Annotated in this window: 15 protein-coding genes; 1 reads left to right on the top strand and 14 read right to left on the bottom strand. The window is 59.8% G+C overall.

What is annotated here, in order from left to right:
• Positions 1–8: 8 nt before the first annotated feature.
• From EN807_RS24440 to EN807_RS24365, 14 genes are all read right to left on the bottom strand, one after another.
• Positions 9–1,481, bottom strand: a complete 1,473-nt coding sequence (locus EN807_RS24440) for an extracellular solute-binding protein (protein WP_246684324.1) — start codon at positions 1,479–1,481, stop codon at positions 9–11.
• 1,645 nt (positions 1,482–3,126) lie between these two features.
• On the bottom strand, positions 3,127–3,549 hold the full coding sequence (locus tag EN807_RS35695; RefSeq protein ID WP_259979747.1) for a transposase: 423 nt from the start codon (positions 3,547–3,549) through the stop codon (positions 3,127–3,129).
• The gene (locus EN807_RS24420; protein WP_246684323.1) at positions 3,515–5,335 is read right to left on the bottom strand and encodes an EAL domain-containing protein; all 1,821 of its coding nucleotides are present in this window, start codon (positions 5,333–5,335) and stop codon (positions 3,515–3,517) included. The genes EN807_RS35695 and EN807_RS24420 overlap by 35 nt, the downstream gene beginning before the upstream one ends.
• A gap of 257 nt (positions 5,336–5,592) precedes the next feature.
• Positions 5,593–6,774 carry a 5-demethoxyubiquinol-8 5-hydroxylase UbiM gene (ubiM, locus tag EN807_RS24415; protein WP_189350574.1) on the bottom strand — a complete coding sequence of 394 codons (1,182 nt, stop codon included), beginning with the start codon at positions 6,772–6,774 and terminating at the stop codon, positions 5,593–5,595.
• Positions 6,775–7,060: 286 nt separating this feature from the next.
• Positions 7,061–7,978: a hypothetical protein gene (locus tag EN807_RS24410; protein ID WP_135936994.1), complete on the bottom strand. Its 918-nt coding sequence runs from the start codon at positions 7,976–7,978 to the stop codon at positions 7,061–7,063.
• 237 nt (positions 7,979–8,215) lie between these two features.
• Positions 8,216–8,371 carry a cbb3-type cytochrome oxidase assembly protein CcoS gene (gene ccoS / locus EN807_RS24405; RefSeq protein ID WP_084831491.1) on the bottom strand — a complete coding sequence of 52 codons (156 nt, stop codon included), beginning with the start codon at positions 8,369–8,371 and terminating at the stop codon, positions 8,216–8,218.
• Complete coding sequence (locus tag EN807_RS24400) at positions 8,368–10,656, bottom strand: cation-translocating P-type ATPase (RefSeq protein WP_091595777.1); 2,289 nt, start codon at positions 10,654–10,656, stop codon at positions 8,368–8,370. The genes ccoS and EN807_RS24400 overlap by 4 nt, the downstream gene beginning before the upstream one ends.
• Positions 10,653–11,150 (bottom strand): FixH family protein, encoded by a 498-nt coding sequence (locus EN807_RS24395; protein ID WP_029354964.1) that lies wholly within the window; start codon positions 11,148–11,150, stop codon positions 10,653–10,655. Before EN807_RS24395 ends, EN807_RS24400 begins: the two co-directional genes overlap by 4 nt.
• Complete coding sequence (gene ccoG / locus EN807_RS24390) at positions 11,147–12,706, bottom strand: cytochrome c oxidase accessory protein CcoG (protein ID WP_127208035.1); 1,560 nt, start codon at positions 12,704–12,706, stop codon at positions 11,147–11,149. Before ccoG ends, EN807_RS24395 begins: the two co-directional genes overlap by 4 nt.
• A 166-nt stretch (positions 12,707–12,872) precedes the next feature.
• Entirely contained in the window at positions 12,873–13,736 is an 864-nt protein-coding gene (gene ccoP / locus EN807_RS24385) for a cytochrome-c oxidase, cbb3-type subunit III (protein WP_029354960.1), read from the bottom strand.
• A 2-nt stretch (positions 13,737–13,738) separates the two neighbouring features.
• Positions 13,739–13,888, bottom strand: coding sequence for a cbb3-type cytochrome c oxidase subunit 3 (locus EN807_RS24380; RefSeq protein WP_024502864.1), 150 nt, complete (start codon positions 13,886–13,888; stop codon positions 13,739–13,741).
• An 11-nt stretch (positions 13,889–13,899) separates the two neighbouring features.
• Positions 13,900–14,631 (bottom strand): cytochrome-c oxidase, cbb3-type subunit II, encoded by a 732-nt coding sequence (ccoO, locus tag EN807_RS24375; RefSeq protein ID WP_091595781.1) that lies wholly within the window; start codon positions 14,629–14,631, stop codon positions 13,900–13,902.
• Complete coding sequence (ccoN, locus tag EN807_RS24370) at positions 14,631–16,250, bottom strand: cytochrome-c oxidase, cbb3-type subunit I (protein ID WP_091595783.1); 1,620 nt, start codon at positions 16,248–16,250, stop codon at positions 14,631–14,633. The genes ccoO and ccoN overlap by 1 nt, the downstream gene beginning before the upstream one ends.
• 499 nt (positions 16,251–16,749) lie before the next feature.
• Complete coding sequence (locus EN807_RS24365) at positions 16,750–17,493, bottom strand: Crp/Fnr family transcriptional regulator (protein WP_126105062.1); 744 nt, start codon at positions 17,491–17,493, stop codon at positions 16,750–16,752.
• Positions 17,494–17,644: 151 nt separating this feature from the next.
• On the opposite strand from EN807_RS24365, the gene hemN reads away from it, so the two are divergent.
• The gene (hemN, locus tag EN807_RS24360) at positions 17,645–18,994 is read left to right on the top strand and encodes an oxygen-independent coproporphyrinogen III oxidase (RefSeq protein WP_091595897.1); all 1,350 of its coding nucleotides are present in this window, start codon (positions 17,645–17,647) and stop codon (positions 18,992–18,994) included.
• Positions 18,995–19,141 lie beyond the last annotated feature (147 nt).

The following is a 19,141-nucleotide window of genomic DNA, read 5'->3' as shown; positions in this document are numbered from 1 at the left end:
CTCAACCCTCAGTTTGTGATGCCGAGCGAAGACTTGTACAGGTTCTTCTGCTCGTCCCGGCCGAAACGCTCTGTGATCTCTTCCCAGCCGGTCTCGACGTTCGCCACCGCCTCTTCAGCCGTGATCTCGCCGGCAAGGAAGCGAGCGAGCTCGCGGTCAAGCACGACGCCCTGATACTCGGCGGTCCCCGGGATCTTGAGGTCCGAGGCCATGTTCGGGTTGTTCAGGCTGTCCTTGATGGCGCCAAGATAGTTCTTGGCTGACTCCTCTGTGAACCCGGCCTTGATCCACGGCTCGAGATTGTCTAGCTGCGAGTTGCGGTACGGGTTGTAACCAGTCCAGCCGATCGTCACGTCGACATTCGATTGGGCCGCCTGGTTCATGTAGGACAGGAAGTTATAGCCGGCCTGTTTCACCTTGTCGTCAGCCTTGGCGTTGATCCCGCCGGTCCAGCCACCGAACGCCGCGAACGGCGAGTAGTTGATGCCGTCGATCGCATGCGGGCAACGGGTGGCATCGCAGTCGACGAGCTTGCCGGTGGCCTTGTCGAGCACCTTCTTGGTGCCCATCATGACGGTGGCGCCCATCTTGTTCTTGATGGCCTCGCCGCCTGGGTCGAGAGACAGGGGGCCGATGTCGCCCCAGTCGATGGCCAATGCACAGCGACCAGTCGTGACGAGTGCCCGGGTGTCACCGATGTCGTGGTTGAGCTCATCGGGTGGTCCGTATTCGCCGTTCTTCTTGTAGATCTTGAAGGCCTCAGCCCAGGCTTCGTTATTGACCAAGGGCTTCATGGTCGCGGGATCGAAGAACATGCCCTCAGAGGTGCCCTGAGTCTGAACGTAGGCGGCAGCGATCGACATGATGGCGAAGTATGACTGCGCGTTCCGCTTCTTGAACATGCAAGAGCCGAAATCCGGCGTGCCGTCGCCGTTCAGGTCCTTGCCGTCGGTCGCAGCAGCAACCGCATGATACTCGTCCCACGTGCGCGGCGGCTTCAAGCCCATCTGGTCCAGAATGTCCTTGCGGTAATAGACCATCTGGAAGTCGCCATCGACGGTGATCAGGTAGGTCTTGCCGCCGACCTTCTGGTTATATTCGCGGAAGAACGGAGCAATGTCGTTGATTTCGATCTTGGTGTCCTTCGCGACATAGTCGGTCAGGTCCTGGAGTAGACCGGCGTCGACATATTCGGGCGCCCAGCTCGAAGCAAAGACGCCGACATCGATGGAGTTGGTGCCGGTCGCCCAGTCGGTGAGAAGTTTCTGGAACAGCTCCGCGAACGGGACCTCGGCGACCTCGATCTTCGCCCCGGTCATCTCGGTGAATTCCTTGCCGCGCTCGACGAGACGCTGGGCAATAACCGGTCCGGGTCGGGTCATGATCCTGACCGTGACGCCGTCATACATTTTCTGCGCTGCCGCAGGCCCGGTCGCCGCGACGCCGGCCATGGCCATTGCGCCAAGAAGGAGTGGGCTCAAAAGTTTTCCAAGGTGGTACATTGGTTTCCTCCCTTTGTTGGTTCGCTCACCCTGATGTCATAGATTCCAATGCCTTTTCAAGGACATAGATATCATTGGGCAGGGATACGGTAGGCTAGCCGTGTCTTTCGCCTGGCGGTTCCCCTCCTGACAGTTGTGGTCTTCGAGCCGTATGCCTGTCCTTCCGCCGATCCTCCATCAAGGCCAGGTTGGCTCGACTCCTTAAGCCGCATATTCGGTTACGCTCGTGACAGGAGGAGCCGAAGTCGAGACGCCAGGCGCTCCGCGGGATCGGCCGCTTGAAGAAGTCGTGCTCCTTCAGTCTCACCATCAGCATGTCATCGACCTTGCCCTTGGAAGCGACTTCGCCGTCCTTGTCATAGGGCCTGCCCAGAGATTGTAGAACAACTCCGCAGGTCGCGTGAGCAAATTTGTGAATATCTGTTGGGCTACGCAGGCTACGTCGCTGCGACTCTCCATGAATCGATGGAAACGAGCGTGCGCAAGGGCTTGGCCTTCCGCATGGCTGGGCAGGCGACCCGACGCTTGCGGCCCATCCGGAGATGCGCGGCCGCGGGTTCGGCCGCCTGCTTTTGAATAGATGCCTCGAGGCGGCCAGCCGTCGTGGCGCTCGTGAGCACTATACGGCCGCGTTATGAAGGTCGCGTGCCACCAGTATGAGAGAAGCGGCTTTGTCCGCTGCCCCAGATAGGACCTGCTCGCATCTGATATCTTCACCTTGGAAAGGGCGTCGGGTGACAAGCAGGTCATCGCCTATCGGCTGGATCTAACCGCGCCCTCGTTCGGCGACATCTGAAGGGCTCTGAGAGCCTCCCAATTGCACTCCATAGTGCGCCAGAGTACCCCGCAAACTCGAACTCTATTTGCTTCCCGAGCGACCGCATCCAAATTGAACGAAGAGAGCACCCTGACCTTGATCAACTATAGCGAAGAGCAGAGGGCCTACCGAATCTTTCAACCTACGATATGGCCGCCGAGTCGCCTCACTCCCACTCAATCATCAATTAAGGCCGTACATGATTGTTTCAATTACTTAATTTAAGTCACACAACCAGTGAGTACCGTCAAAAATACCGTCAGATTCTTACGCTGTTGAAAAGACTGAAACAATGTGGTCGCTGCCGCGGTATGCACACTTTTGACTGCATCATTTCCGAGCTGCCATTCGGCGAGGTAAAGCTGGAGTTCTCAGAACACAACAAGGACGGTGTTTGCTCATGCTCGACAGCTCTAGGTTCGAGTAGACGCGCGGCTGTATCGGGGGGAATGGGCTGGTAGGAAATGGATGTCGTGCCGCATCACTCTGTCGATCGACCAAGCTGCGCATTGCCTCATCTGCTGCTCGTGGCGATGGCCCCCGATCGGAGATGTGCTATAGGAACACGCGAATTTCGATTCTGCCCTCAACTCTCGGGACCACTCACTCTGAGTAACAACGTCACGCCGATCCCACCTTCCGACGCTATTTTGCGGCAATGCGGCCAGTAAGCGCCGCGCCCGTTCGCGATTTCCTAGTGGTGAAAGTCTGACATTTGGTACCCCACGCGTGGAGCAGCTTAGGCTGAAAGAGCACGTTGCACGACAAATAAACCGCCTATCAGCTAACCACGGACCAGATGGAAGGTCAGCCCCGCAAGGCGGTTTTGGATTTCCCCGAGACCTTGCCCAGTTCCGCTTCCCATAGATCGAAGGGGCTCGCGACAATGGCCACGGACTTTTCCTGACGCAGCGCGGCGCGGCTTCCAGCATCCTTGCCACGAACCTTGTCTCGACCTTCCACAATTCGGTCATGGCGGTGATCGAACCCGTCGCGGCCCTGCGAGATCCCGCTGATGTGCAGGTCGTAGAATTTGCGCCGCAGGTGAGCCCAGCACCCGGCGAGCCGGATTGTTTCATTGCTGCCGGCTTTGTCCCGTGCCTTGACCAGGTTGGTATAGGCCGAGTAGCCATCCACTTGCAGGATACCGCTGAACCCGGCGAGGTGGCGCGCGTGAGCGAATGGCGGATGCCGGTCACAACTCCTGGCGCTCTTTAACTGCCAAACCAAGCGCTTGGCTGAGTGGCACCGCCTTGGAGAACAGGAAGCCCTGAGCGGTTTTGCAGCCAAGCTTGTGCAGAGTTTGCCGATCCGCCTCTGTCTCGACGCGCTCGGCCATGACCTCGATCCCGAGCGTCCGACCAAGATCGATCACGGTTTTGACAAGCAGCCGATCCTCCCGCGATTTGGCTAAACCGCGAATGAAGCCCTGGTCTATTTTCACCTTCCTTATCCGACTGCCCTTGAGCGATGCCAACGTGGAAAAGCCGGTGCCGAAGTCATCGAGCGCGATGGAAATGCCGGCATGTGAAAGCCGTCCGAGCTTTTCATCGACCCTGTCCGGGTCCACGGGCGATTCTTCTGTTATCTCAATTTCGAACATCGTTGCAGGGAGGTCCTTTGCCGCCAGACCATTCAGAACCATTTCGTCGATATCGCCGGCCTCCAATTCGCGCGGTGAAACGTTCATCGCCACACGAACATCACGACAGTCAGCTTTCACCAAGGCGTCGATAAAAGCGCAACATTCGGAAAATACAGCTTGAGTTAGCAGCTGGAGCATTCCGGTTTCGCGTGCCGCTGTCATGATTTCGGGCGGAGAGATGGAACCGTGAATCGGATGGGACCACCTTAGCAACCCTTCAAAACCGATCACAGCTTCGGTGTCGAGTCTTACGATTGGCTGGAACCAAGGGCCCAAGCTTCTCGTCTTTATCGCCGAATGAAGATCGCGTTCGATGGACTGGCGGCGTTGCAGTTCCCGGTCGAGCTCGGCATCGAACAGGCAAAATTCGTTCCTGCCACGGCGCTTAGCTGTGTAAAGGGCGATGTCCGCCCGCAACAACATTTCCGTCAGCCCCGGGTTTTTAGCCGAGTATATTCCTATGGATGCCCCGATCCGGACGGAGGCGACGCCAGGATAGGGGCGAGCAAGCTTGGATATGAGATTGGATGCGAGATTGCTGGGAGAAGGCGAATTTCTAAGCGAGGAAAAAACCAGCACGAATTCATCGCCACCGATGCGGGCGAGCGTTGAGCCCTCCGGTGCTTCTTCCTCTATTCGGCGGGCGATCCTGGCAAGCAGCTCGTCACCCGTTCTGTGACCGTAGGTATCGTTGACAGATTTGAACCCATCCAGATCAATCAGCATGGCCACAAAGGGCCCATCAGTGTTCTCAAACTGATCGATTGCATGTTCGAGGCCGCGCCTGTTGAGGAGCGCGGTAAGATGGTCCTCCCTGGAATTGCGCTCCATTTCCGCGGCAAGCCGCTCGGCTTGATGTCTCAGGCGGCTCGCGTCACGGAAGCGCGCTTGTCCAACGAACGAGGCTCGAGCCAGGCCGCCCTCGAAAAGCAGGACGGCAAAAGCCAGAATGTAGTTTTCCAGGGTTCCCTTCGTCAGCAAGCATGCGGCGGCAATGAGGAGTGGCGGTGTGATGAAGTATATCGCTGCCGCAGCATATGAGCTGCCGTACGTGACCGCGCCAGCTGAAATGCCCGCCAGAATTATTAGATGCAGCGATGCTTGAGACGTCGTGTACCCAGCCGTTAGGACGGCAAGGAATGACCAGGTGAATCCCGCCAGAAGAGCAAGCCTGCCAAACCAGCGAAGCCGCAGCCAAACCCGTGTCAGATCATCCTGGACTCCGGGTTCCTCCAGCTGATGACGGGCGAGTGCAAGGCGGGCGGCATTTATCGCATTAACGACCGAAAACCAGGCCGCGCCAGCAAGACCGTTCCCGGAAAGGGCCTGCACGGTCAAAATCAGCCCGGACAGCACAATGCTTATCGGCATTGAGACGAAAAGGCCTGCCCTCAGATCAGCGAGCTGGTCCTGAAGGATTCTCGCCTCCAGCGGATCTTCTTTTTCCAGGGCTGGACGGGTCAGCTTGCTTACTCCTGCTTGTCCGCAGCCTATGCAGCCCCCCTGAAGGACGGGGTTAATTCTTCAATCGGAGATCAGCGTCGGGAGCAGGATTACTCCGGCGCATGATGCACTCTCTCCCATCGCTCGCCCAGCACATCGCGCAAAATGCAACTGCTGGTGCAGTATCACCGCTGGAGCTCCGCCGAAATCCCATGCCGGACAAGGGGAACATGTTGGGCAAAGCGAAGCCCCAGATGCCTTGCAAGCCGTGCCGCCAGGTGGTCTCTGGAGTAGAGTCCAACCAGTATGTTCGTTGCATGGTAGAGCGGCGCCGCCGACAGGCGCAGCCGCCTTTCGTATATGTGCAGCATGTCGGGGTCGCCAACATTGCGGCCGTCGCGGCACGCAGTCATGATTCCACGGGCGAGTTGCTTCTGGCTGCTGAGACCGATGTTGAATCCGTGAGCGGTCACCGGGTGCATGCCGATGGCAGCGTCGCCGATGAGTGCGGCGCTCGGGGCCCGGAATTTGTGCGCCCAGGTCGTGACCAGCGGATAGGTATGGCGCTTGCTTGCCAAGGTCATTTTTCCAAGGCGCCCTCGACACAGTTTCGTCAACTCCGACAGGAACAAATCGTCATCGAAGGCAAGCAGTCTATAGGCCTCGTTTGAGCGCAATGTGAGCAGCAGCGACGACACGCCCTCCGCGAGGGGCAATATCGCTATCGTCTGATGGTGATCGAACCATTCGATGGCGATCTGGTGGTGGGCGCGCTCGTGCCTCACTCGGCAAATCAGCATCGAGTGGCCAAGCCGGTTGATATCGGCGCCGATGCCCAGCAGATCACGCGTGGCGGACAAACGCGAATCCGCGGCAACAACAAGCCGAGCAGTTAAACGCGCGCCATTAGAGAGCGTTACGACTGCTCCTTCTTGGCTGTTTGTTGCATCGACGACCGAGTGGCCGCACAACAGCCGGGCGCGATCCTGCAAGCGGACGATTTTGAACAGCGCCTCGCGGATCCGGCAATTTGGAACCAAAACCCCCAGCGGTTCTCCAGAGTTGCTGGGAGGATCGAAACGAAGAGCGAATGCGCTCGAGCCGTTGAGCACGCGCGCGCCTTGAATTGCTGATTTGTCCGAAGCCGGGATGACATCCCAGGCGCCGAGCTCGCGAAGGGTTCTGATCGAAGCGTTGGTCAGCGCGATTTCGCGACCATCGAAAGCCGGATTCGCCAGACTATCGAATGTGTTCTGTTCAACAACTGCCACCTTGAGTTCGCTTTGGGCAAGCGACGCAGCGAACGAAAGGCCGACCGGCCCGGCTCCAACGACAACGATGTCAAAATTGTCGTCAGAGCCCATCAGCGTGCCGCCATCCCGTCGGCTATCCTCGTGTAACGGTGGAACTGAGCCGACTGACATCCGCTGAGCTCCGTGCCCGCCGCATTGCCTAAAGGCGCTGGGCCGGGGGATTCGCATGGATCGGCAACGAAGCACGCAACCCGCTCAGAGGTGGATGCGGCTAACCGATCCCGCCCTTTCGCCGCGCAGCCGCGCAGATCGCCGCCAGCAAGCGAGACACTCGCGACGCTGGTCAGCCACGGCCGCGCCGCATCGATCGCCACATTCCACCTGGAACCCGTGCGCATAACTACTCACGCTCCACGACGTTGAAGCGGTCCTTCCTACGAGGATATAAGAGATAGCGCTCTCGCTCCTCGTCCCAGCCAAGGTAGCGGAAGTTTCCGTGCACGACCGCGCATATCTCATCAAGAACCTGCTGCATGGCTTCGATGTCGATGTCCTTGCAATTCAGTCCCCGATAGAGCAAAGCCCACGCGGCGACATAGTCGTCGAAATAGCGCGCGTCACTCGAACCAATGATCAACGTCGGGCGCTTGGCCGATCTCGAAAACGCACGGCCCAACGCGTATGATGCTCCGCAGCACATTGACATCACGAGGATCTTCGGCGCTGGATCCGAGCCTTGGAACATTTCTACGAAGTCAGCCCAAAGAAGGCTACCTCGCCCACTGGACGAAGCGATCCCGTCTCCATTGCCGTGCCCAGCGATGTGAAGCACGTCGCACTTCGCCTTGTTCGCTTGGACTACAGCCTCACGAAAATGCTTTCGGTCCAAAGCAATGTGGAGCTCCGCGCGGATGTTGACAGTCTTTAGCATCTTCTGTGTGATCGGTCCGTCCGCCCTGTCGGCGAAGTAGTCATTCGCGTTGTGGCAGTCGATGATGTGAACGGCGCTCATGGGATTCTGCCTATTATTATCGTCGTGACGAGTGGATACCACGTGCGGAACACCGTGATCTGCGCTGAGTTTCGGTGACCGCATTGCTGCAAGGCGCAGGGCCGGAAATTGGCATGGATCGGCAATGAAGCATGCAACCCCATCAGAGGTGGACGCGTCTGGCCGCGATACATAAGTCATGCATTCTCCTTCGAAGACTGGCCTATAAAGCACCACTGATGCGAATATGACCCTGATCTGGATCAGCCAGGGCACGATCAACCGGCACTGGTAGTTCACGCTCGGGTGATCGATCGCGACGCTCAACTTGTTACCCGTGCGCACAGTGCGAAGCTCGTCCGGCCGCGCGAGGTACTCTCGCGGCATCAGCCGCCTCATACTGGGTGCATGGGAAGGCAGTCCTTCGCACGACAGTGGATTTTCACAAATCAATGTAGTGCGCAGCTTAGGTCAAGCTGGTCATGGAGCATGGACAGCTTGCTCCGACCGAGCCGGCTCGACTGACGAGCGGGATCCGCGCATCTTATGCACAGCGGATTGAAATCAGCGTCCCGGTTTGTCGTCCCGATCAATTAGTATCCGCTCGGCGGCTCCGTCGAGATCTTCGTATTGACCGCTTCGCAATGCCCAGACGAAGCCGGACAGGCCCAGTGCACCCAGAAAAAGGGCCACTGGTATGAGATAGAGCAAGGTCGTCACGAGGATTGTGCCGAATAGCCGACTGCGGAGCGTCTGACTTTTTGAATAACTTGCACCGTCGCATTCGCCATGAAGCCGTGCAAGCGCAATGCGTTTCCAATAACAAGCAGCGATGAGGCAGACATGGCAATCGCCGCTATCAAAGGCGTGACGTGCCCGAGGATGGCGATTGGTACTGCCACCGCATTGTAGACGATTGCGATTGCGATGTTCTGCCGGATCAGGTTTCCTGCCTTGCGCGAGACGCCCAGGGCGAGCGGCACCGCCAGGAGGCTTTCGCGCAGGAAGACGAAGTCTGCCGCGTTGCGGCCAATGTCGACGGCGGTGGCCGGTGCGATCGAGACATGCGCCGCGCTCAGGGCCGGCGTATCGTTGAGGCCGTCGCCAACCATCAGAACCTTGTGCCCAACTTTCGCGAGGGTTTCGATGCGTTCGAGCTTGCCCGATGGCAGCAGGCACGGAACGAAGTCGTCGATATCCAGCAGCTTTGCCACTTCGGCGCAGGCTGCGGCGGTATCGCCCGACAGCATTTGCATCGACACCCCGGCATCGTTCAATCGCTTGATCGCCGCCGCCGCGTCGGCGCGCAGCGCATTCTCGAAATCGAAGGTCGCGACAATGAACCCGTCTTTTGTCAGGGCCGTTCCACCATAGCCATGTTTGCCTTCACCTCCGGTCCGGGCCTTCCATCCAGCCCATCCGCGTCGACCCAGCCGCCAGGTGCTTCCGGCGACAGTGGCTTCGATCCCGAACCCCGGATGCTCTGTGACGGCATCGAATTTGTGTTGCCCGCCAGGAGCGGCAAAGCCGGTCATGGCCTTTGAAAACGGGTGACGCGAATGCGCGGCCATGTCGGCGGCGATTGCCAGCATGCCCGGATCAATCGAGTCCGCATTGACCAGCCGGGGCTGGCCGAGCGTGAGCGTGCCGGTCTTGTCGAACACGGCAGTATCGATCGCCGCGAGGCGCTCCATGGCCGAACCGTCCTTGACCATGATACCGCTCTCGAAAAGCCGCCGCGCCGCGACCACTTGGACGATCGGCACGGCGAGGCCGAGCGCGCAGGGGCATGTGATGATGAGAACAGCGATGGCGATCGTCATCGCCCGGTGCCAGTCGCCGGTCGCCGCCATCCAGCCCAGGAATGTCACGAAGGCGGTGAGATGAACCAGGGGCGCGTAGAGTGCCGACACGCGATCAGCGATGCGGCGATAGTGCGCGCGACCGCCCTCGGCGGATTCCATCAGCCGAACCATCTCCGCCAGGAACGAATCCTTTGCGGCGGCTGTCGCCTGGATCGTCAGCGGGCCGGTAAGATTGAGCACGCCGGCCTGTACTGCTTCGCCCGGCGCCACGTTTTTCGGCGTGCTTTCGCCTGAGGCCAGCGAGCAGTCGAGATCCGACGTTCCCTGGATGATCTTGCCGTCGACGGGGATCCTCTCACCGGCCGCGATCAACAACCGCATGCCTGGTTCGATCTCGCCGACCGGCAGATAGTCGCGCGCGCCGTCGCCGCGCATCACCATGGCGCCACGCGCGGCCATCTGAGACAGGCCCTTCACGGCAGTCCGGGCACGCTCCCGCATCACATGATCCAGCGTGCGCCCGATCAAAAGGAAGAACAGCAGCGATACCGACGCGTCGAAATAGGCGTGGTCGCCATGATTGATCGTCTCATAGAGGCTCATGGCATAGGCGAGCGAAACACCGACCGCGATGGGCACGTCCATATTCATGCGACCATGGCGCAAAGCATTCCAGGCCGAACGGAAGAAGATTCCGCCGGCGAAGGCGAGGGCAGGAATGGCGATCAGCGCCGAGACCCAGTGAAACAGGTCGCGGGTAGCACCTTCGGCGCCGGACCAGACAGAGACCGAAAGCAGCATGATGTTCCCCGCCGCAAAGCCGGCAACAGCGACAGCGCGGATCAGTTCGGCAAGCGTCTTGTCCTTGTCATCGACCTCGGGTGTGAACAGATGCGCCTCGTAGCCCAGCCTGCCAAGCGCGGCGACGAAGGGTGGCACCTCGTCTCCTCGCCACCGGACCGCGACCCGCTTCGTCGACAGGTTGACGCGCGCGCTTTCGACGTGATCGAGCTTTCCAAGTGCCGCCTCGATCGTCTGGATACAGGCGGCGCAATGAACCGTCGGCACTGAAAGATCGGTCTGCCGAAGATCATCGCCAAGCGATCGGCTCGCCAACCTGATCTCCTGGCTGGATGGCAGGACCGACGTGGCGCCGTTCAGATCCAGCGCCATTTCAGCGCCCGGTGCACAACAGCTCATTGCAGCGCTCCATGAGAAATCATAATCCTGCGGACGTCGCGATAGGGTCGTGTCAGGCCGGCATCGGTGTCGACTTCGACGATCCAGACGCCGTCCTTCGGCATATGCTGGGCGGCGAACTCCTGGCCGGAGGCGAGGGCGAGCGTGACGGACTTGTCCTCTTTCTCGTAGGCGGGATGACGAAACAGCACCTTGACGCTGTGCAGAGGAACCGGCTTGCCTGCAGCGTCGGAGAGGCTGTAGCGGACTTCGCCCCATGCGATGGTCAGCTTGCCGGTCCAACCGAGCGCTGCTTGAGCGCGGCCGGCCTCGGCCTCCTTGTTGAATTGCTGGCTGGCCACATAGGTGTTCTCGACGACGAGGCCGGTCCAACTCGTATTGGCGAGCGTGGCCATGGTCAGGTTGACCGCGATGACCACCCCGAAGAAGGTGAGAATGATGGCCAGCATGTGCCTGCCGGTGAATTCGCGAGGCTTTTGGGCATTGGCGGTCATTTGGCGGCCTCTGGCGCGTTGAATGTGGCGGCGTACTCGTTCGACTCGAAGTTCGCCTTATCCTCGACACGGAACTTGAAGGTCTGTGCCGGGGCGTGGATCTGGTCCGCCGGTTGGCGAACGAAGACCTTCAACGTTTTCAGGCGGTCGGGTTCGACCGGGATGGCGAAAGACCGGCCGGCCGGGATGTCGTCGCCGTCGACGACCATGTCGGCACCCTCCAGACCCTGCATGGTGACGACGATTGTCCTTAGCTCAGGGATCATGTTGAGCAGCTTGACGCTATAGCCATTGCGGATGGAGCCATCGGATAGTGTGACGAATTGCGGATTGCGGTCATGCAGCACGTTCAGTTCTAGCCGATCGCGCGTCAGCAGCGAATAGAGCAGGCCCAGCCCGATCAGCGACCACAAGCCCATGTAGACGTAGGTGCGCGGCCGGAAGATCTTGCGAATGTGAAAATGCGCCACCTGATCGGAGAAGGTGCCGACAGCAGTCCTGACCAGCGACGGATTGATTGAACTGGAGCCGCCTGCGGTCGCCAGCATCATGTTGGCGTTGTAGTCGGAGAGCGTCGCGTAGGAGATCAGCCCGCGCTCCTTGCCGAGCTTGTCCATGACGCCGTCGCAGGCGTCGATACACAGCGCGCAGGTAATGCATTCGAGCTGCTGGCCGTCGCGAATGTCGATTCCCATTGGGCAGACCGCGACGCAGGCATTGCAGTCGACGCAGTCGCCGACGGACTGCCCCGAGGCTTGCACCTTCTTGGCGTGGCGCGATCGCGGCTCGCCGCGCCAGTCATTGTAGGTGACGGTGAGCGAATTCTCATCGAGCATGGCTGCCTGGATGCGCGGCCATGGGCACATATAGGTGCAGACCTGTTCGCGCATCAGGCCGCCGAAGGTGTAGGTCGTCGCCGTCAGCACGGCGATGGTGATGTAGGCGACAGGTGCGGCGGTACCGGTGAAAAGCTCGCCCACAAGTGTTGGTGCATCAGCGAAATAGAAAATCCAGGCGCCACCGGTCGCCGCCCCTATGACAAGCCAGATGGCGTGTTTCGAGACCCGCAGCATCAGCTTGCGGGCGGTCCAGGGGCCGGCATCGAGTTTCATGCGGGCGTTGCGGTCCCCCTCAATCGCACGCTCGACGACAAGGAACAGATCGACCCACACGGTCTGCGGACATGCATAGCCGCACCAGGCACGGCCGACAGCAGAGGTAATCAGGAAAAGTCCAACACCGGCCATGACCAGGAGGCCGGCCACATAGAAGAATTCCTGCGGCCAGATCTCGATGAAGAAAAAGTAGAAGCGCCGATTGGTGAGATCGAGCAGCACGGCCTGGTCCGGGGCAAATGGGCCACGATCCCAATGCAGCCACGCAGTCAGGTAATAGATGCCAAGTGTGATCGTCATCACCAGCCATTTGAAGCGGCGAAAGTTGCCCGAGGCGCGCTTCGGAAAGATCTTTTGACGCGCGGCATAAAGGGGCTTGCGGGTTTTGGCGGCATTGACAGTTTCTGTTTCGAGCCGTGTCAACTGCGTCTTGTCACGCACGTGCAACTCCACTTTCCCAGCCAATGTCAGGGGCACCTGTCGAAAAGCCTCGCGGTAGGACAGCCTTGCCGGGTTGTGCAGATCGCATTAGGAATGGTGTCGAGGCCCGGCGCGCGCCGGGCCTCGTCCGCTTGGCAGGGGTGACCGAAGAATAGGGCTTCCATTCCTATTCTCCGCCGCCAAGCGAATGGACATAAACTGCAAGTTCCTTGACCTTGATCTCGCCGAGACGGCCAACCCAGGCCGGCATGACGCCCTGCTTTGGCGCACGAACCTGGGCGGCGATGGCCGTCTCGCCGGACCCGTAAAGCCAGATCGCGTCAGTCAGGTCGGGGGCGCCGAATTCCCTGTTGCCTTTTGCATTGTCGCCGTGACAAGCGACGCAGTTCTCGGCAAAGACCTTGGCGCCGGGTTGGATCAGACTTGCATCGCGGACCTTGCCGGAAAGGCTGGCCACGTAGGCGCTGACTTGTGCGATCTGGTCGGCGGTGATGATGTCGCCGAAGGCCGGCATTTCTGACAGTCGCGTGTCCGGATCGGAAGCAAAGCGGAGGCCGTGCGTGATCGTCTGCTTGATCTGGTCGGGGCTGCCGCCCCAGAGCCAGTCATCGTCATTCAGGTTGGGAAAGCCCTTCGATCCCTGAGCGCCGGAGCCGTGGCATTGCGTACAGTTGACCTTGAACGCGGCAGCCCCGGCAGCGACCGCGAATTCGCGCAAGGCATCGTCGGTCAAGATCTCCGAGACGCTCTTTGCCTGGATGGCTGCAACATACTTGCCCTTGGCGGCCTCGGCCGCGGCAAGGTCGTTCTTGACGTCCTTACGGCTTGAATAGCCGAGCATGCCCTTGGTTGCCGAGGTCAGCATCGGCCATGCCGGGTATGCGGTCGTATAGACGAGCGCCCACGCTATGGTGACGTAGAAGGTAATCACCCACCATCGCGGCAGAGGATTGTTGAGCTCCCTGATGCCGTCCCATTCATGGCCGGTGGTTGAGACGCCGGAGACCTCATCGATGTGCTCGTCGCTCATGATCACTCGTCCTCGAGCGGAATGCGGGCAGCTTCGTCGGCCAGCCTTCGGCTGCCGGGGCGTAGGGCAAAGGCGATGCACCCGACGAAGAACAGCGCCATCGCAACCAGGCCCCAGCTGTCGGCAAACGCCCGCATCAAATTGTAGGTCATCAGCGTTCTCCTCAGCGGTAGCCGGCGGCTTCGTCGTAATTTTTGAAGTCGACCAGTGTGCCAAGCATCTGCAGGTAGGCGAGCAGGGCATCCATTTCGGTGACCTGTTGCGGGTTGCCGTCGAAGTCGCCGATCTTGACTTTGGGGTAACGCGCCTCAAGGCCTGATGTGTCGGCATTGGGATCGGCCTGCGCCGCCAGATCCGCATTGGCGTGCGCGATCATGTCATCGGTGTAAGGGACGGCTACACGCCTGTTGGCGACCAGATGCGTCGAGAAATCCTTCACGTCGATCGGCGTGTCTTTCAGGAACCCATAGCTCGGCATGATCGATTCCGGCACCACCGAGCGCGGGTCGGTAAGATGCGCGACATGCCATGCATTCGAGTAGCGGTCGCCAACTCTGGCGAGATCCGGCCCGGTGCGCTTCGATCCCCACTGGAAGGGGTGATCGTACATGGACTCGGCAGCCAGGCTGTAGTGGCCATAGCGCTCAACTTCGTCGCGGAACGGCCTGATCATCTGGCTATGGCAGAGAAAGCAGCCCTCGCGCATATAGATGTTGCGCCCGACAAGTTCGAGCGGCGAATAGGGGCGCATGCCTTCCACCTTCTCGATCGTATTGTCGAGATAGAAGAGAGGCGCTATCTCGACGATACCGCCGACCGTCACCACGAGCAGCGAGCCAACGAGAAGAAGCGTGGCGTTCTTCTCGATGATTGCGTGTTTGTCCATCAAGCCCATTACCTGGCTCCTGATCGCGCAGGTCGGATGGCGACGGGGCTCGGCATCGGCTCCTCCTCGCGCTGGTGGCCGAGGATGGTCATGGTGATGTTCCAGGCCATGATCAGGGCGCCGGAGAGGTACATGGCCCCACCGATGGCGCGCATGACGTAGTATGGGTGCATGGCAGCGACGGTTTCGGCGAAGGAATAGACCAGGAAGCCCTGCTGGTCGTATTCACGCCACATCAGGCCCTGCATGATGCCTGACACCCACATGACCGAGGCGTAGACGACGATCCCGAGTGTCGCCAGCCAGAAGTGCCAGGTGACGAGCCGCAGCGAGTAGAGCCGGTGACGGTTCCAGAGCTTCGGCACCATGTAGTAGATTGCGCCGAACGAGATCATGCCAACCCAGCCGAGCGCGCCCGAATGGACGTGGCCGATGGTCCAGTCGGTATAATGCGACAGCGAATTGACCGCCCTGATCGCCATGATCGGGCCTTCGAAGGTCGACATGCCATAGAAGGCGACGGCCATCACCATCATGCGGATGATCGGATCGGTGCGCAGCTTGTCCCAGGCGCCGGACAGCGTCATCAGGCCGTTGATCATGCCGCCCCAGGACGGCATCCACAGCATGATCGAGAACGCCATGCCGAGCGTCTGCGCCCAATCTGGCAGGGCGGTGTAGTGCAGGTGATGCGGGCCAGCCCAGATGTAGAGAAAGATGATCGCCCAGAAATGGACGATCGACAGCCGGTACGAATAGACTGGCCGGTTCGCCTGCTTGGGCACGAAATAATACATCATGCCAAGGAAGCCGGCGGTGAGAAAGAAGCCGACCGCGTTGTGGCCGTACCACCATTGGGTCAGCGCGTCCTGGACCCCGGAAAAGGCGGAGTAGCTCTTGGAGCCCAGGAACGAGACTGGCATCGACAGGTTGTTGACCACATGCAGCATCGCGATGGTCACGATGAACGACAGGTAGAACCAGTTGGCGACGTAGATATGCGGTTCCTTGCGCTTCAGGATCGTGCCAAGGAACAGAATGAGGTAGGCGACCCAGACGATGGTCAGCCAGACATCCACATACCATTCGGGTTCGGCGTACTCGCGGCCCTCGGTGATGCCGAGCAGATAGCCGGTCGCGGCCATGACGATGAACAGCTGGTAGCCCCAGAAGACGAACCAGGCGAGATCACCGCCGAAGAGGCGGGCGCGGCAGGTGCGCTGCACGACATACAGAGACGTGCAAAGCAGCGCGTTGCCACCGAAGGCGAAGACGACACCGGATGTATGCAGCGGCCGCAAACGGCCGAAATTGAACCAGGGCTGGATGTTGAGATCGGGATAGGCGAGCTGAAGCGCGATCACCACGCCGACCAGCATCCCGACGACACCCCAGAACACGGTGGCGATCGCGCCGTAGCGGATCGGACCATCCATGTAAGCGGATGGGTCAATCGGAGCTGCTGGCTTGAACTCCGTGTTGCGCAACAGGATCGCAGTGAAACCAGCCACTGCGAAGAACAACACCCACATATGTCGGCGGAAAGGTTCATCCACGCCGAAGCCGGCGGCCACCAGGGCCGCAAAAGCGAACACGCTTAGAAGGACGATCTCTGTGCCGAATTTCATTGCAGATCCCGATCTCGAATCTGGTGGATGCCAAATCCGCAGCGCACTAATTGCGCAGCCGCCGCCCCCTCGCCCTGATCTATGTCAGGCCGCACGATTTTGTGTCGGCGGCGCAATCAGCAGGTGGCGAATGAACGAGGAACGCAGCGCGGGCTCACCCCCTCATGGAAGGCGTTCCCTGGGTTGGGCGGGCGCAGACGCGATCGATTGAGGCGAAAGCTGAGGCTCTGCGACGCGTTGGATGCTATTGCCGATGCCCTGCCAAACGTTGTTCGGATCCCATTGGAAACGAACGCGATCGTTCGGCCGAGCCGTGGCAGCTTAAGGACCGTGCTTCGCCGGTATGTGCCGAAACACACCTGGCGATTGGTCATCGTCCCTATCAAAGCCCGAAAGCTGTCTGTCTCGACCGTGACGCCGCTTCTTCGAAGGCGCGGCGACATCGCATTAGAAGGCAAGCACGGCCCGCCCCGGAGCCATGCGACATGGGCCTCGCCGCTTAGGGCCGCTCGCGTCCGCCGCCACAGCGCTTCTCCAGACGGCTTATGCTGTCCACCGTCACATGGCGTGCGTTCTCAATCCGAATCACCCCGTCAGCCCGCAATCGCGTCAGTTGGCGGCTCACGGTTTCGTTGGTAATTCCAAGGAAATCAGAGATTTCGGCACGCGTCAGCGGCAGATCGAAGGACGCTGACCTGGAAGCCGCGTCGAGACTGGAATCGATATTCCGGGCCATCATGAGGAGAAAACTCGCCACCTTTTCCGGAGCTGTCTTGCGCCCCAGCGTCACCATCCACTCGCGCGCCTCATCGAGTTCATTCAGCGTCTGTTTGAGCAGGCGATGCTCGAATTCCCGTGACGCCTTCATCATCCGTTCGACGGCCGCTCGCGGAAACGAGCACAGCGTGACTGCTGTTGCCGCTTCCGCATTGATCGAGCTTTCCACCTTGAAAGGACGTCCCAGAAAATCCGGTGCAAACTGGAGACCGACGATCTGCTGGCGCCCATCCGACAGGCTCTTTGATAGCTTTACCACGCCTGAAAGCACGTTCGAGTAGCTGTCGACGTTCTGTGCCTCGCCGGTCAACTCCATTCCTGACTCGATCCGGCGACGCGAGCAAGTCTTGGCGAGCCCAACCAAATTGTCTGGATCGAGCGCACCGCAGACACCGCGACGCCGTGCCTCGCAAGGGAGGCAAAGAACAGGAATGCCGGAAGTATGAATGTCTTGCCGAAAGGTCATGCGTTCGCTTTACCCGATCCTAACTGCCGGCAGGATACCCATCCAGGGTAGAGAAGTCCTGCGGCGGTTTGTCCATGCGCGCGGCTGATCGAGATCAGGGTCTGCTTCAGCGATGCGTGCAGTGTTCGGCGGGCAACACGGTGAACGCGAGATGCAATCGGAAATAGCTGTCAAACTCAGCGAGAACGTCCCACGCTACACAAGCTATCCGACGGCGCCGCATTTCCATTCCGGGGTCGATGCTGCCATTTACCGTGGCTGGTTGGAGGCGCTGGAAAGTGGCGACGAAATCTCGCTGTATTTGCACATTCCTTACTGCGACAAGCTCTGCTGGTTCTGCGCCTGCCACACCAAGCAGACGCACCAATATGAACCGGTGGCCGCTTATCTGCGCTCGCTGAATGCCGAAATCGTCACGATTGCCGGTCTGGTGAGCGGCAAGGCACATGTCCGTGCAATCCACTTCGGTGGCGGTTCGCCAACGATGCTGAGGCCCGATGACATGGTTGCTCTTGGAGCGGCCTTGCGGGACAGCTTCGACCTTCTCCCGGATGCTACGGTCAGCATCGAAATCGGAACCAACGACATGGACAAGGCGCGCCTTGATGCGCTTGCTCAAATCGGCGTAACGCGGGCGAGCCTCGGCGTGCAGGATTTCGATCCGCAAGTGCAAAAAGCAATTAATCGTGAGCAAAGTTTTTTGCAGACCAAGGCAGTCGTCGACGGGGTTCGTTCGCGGGGCGTTGAATCGGTCAATCTGGACCTGCTCTACGGGCTCCCGAATCAGACACGCGAGACGATCTGTTCCACGGTGGCGCAGGCACTGACCTTGGAACCAGACCGGATGGCTCTGTTCGGCTACGCACATGTGCCCTGGTTCAAGAAGCATCAGACGATGATCGACGAGGCATGGCTGCCGAGTCCCACCGAGCGTTTCGCCCAATCTCAACTCGCGGCGCGGGCAATTGTCGCCAAGGGATATGAGGCAATAGGACTCGATCATTTCGCGAAGCCCGACGATGCGCTGGCCATAGCGGCCCGCGCAGGGGTTTTGCATCGCAATTTTCAGGGCTACACCGAGGATCGCTGCCCGACACTGATCGGACTTGGCCCTTCGTCCATCGGTCGTTTTCGCCAAGGCTACGTGCAGAACATGGCTTCGACTGCCGGGTACGGGCGCATGGTTGCGGATGGCGGGTTGGCTGCCGTCCGGGGCGTTGCCCTTTCCGACGACGATCGCGTCCGTGGCTGGATAATCGAGCGGCTGATGTGTGATTTTGCCTTCTCGGCAGTCGATCTGGTGGAGCGGTTCGGCAAAGCCGGCGAGAAGCTCCTTCATCGCTCGAGGTCCATCGCCCTCCACGATCCTGCCCGAGCGCTTGAATTCGATGGCGACAGTTTCGTCGTACGGGCTGAAAGTCGCCCCTTCGTTCGAACCATCGCGGCCAAGTTCGATACATATTTCAAAGGGGGAACGGCGAGGCACTCGGTGGCGGTCTGAGCAAAGCACAGTGCGCTCGCCGTTTGGTCGATCGCGAACCAGCTGCGTTTCATTTTGACCGCTCATAGGCGACTACCGCATCCAATCGAAAATGCAAACTTAGGCTGTTGCGCGGTATTTCCTTCCACATCCTCTCTTACGCATACC

Origin of the sequence: Mesorhizobium sp. M5C.F.Ca.ET.164.01.1.1 (genome assembly GCF_004792125.1) — a bacterium.
GTDB classification, from domain to species: Bacteria; Pseudomonadota; Alphaproteobacteria; order Rhizobiales; family Rhizobiaceae; genus Mesorhizobium; species Mesorhizobium wenxiniae.
The sequence above is the reverse complement of the archived record's forward strand: the minus strand, read 5'-3'. Positions and strand labels throughout refer to the sequence as shown.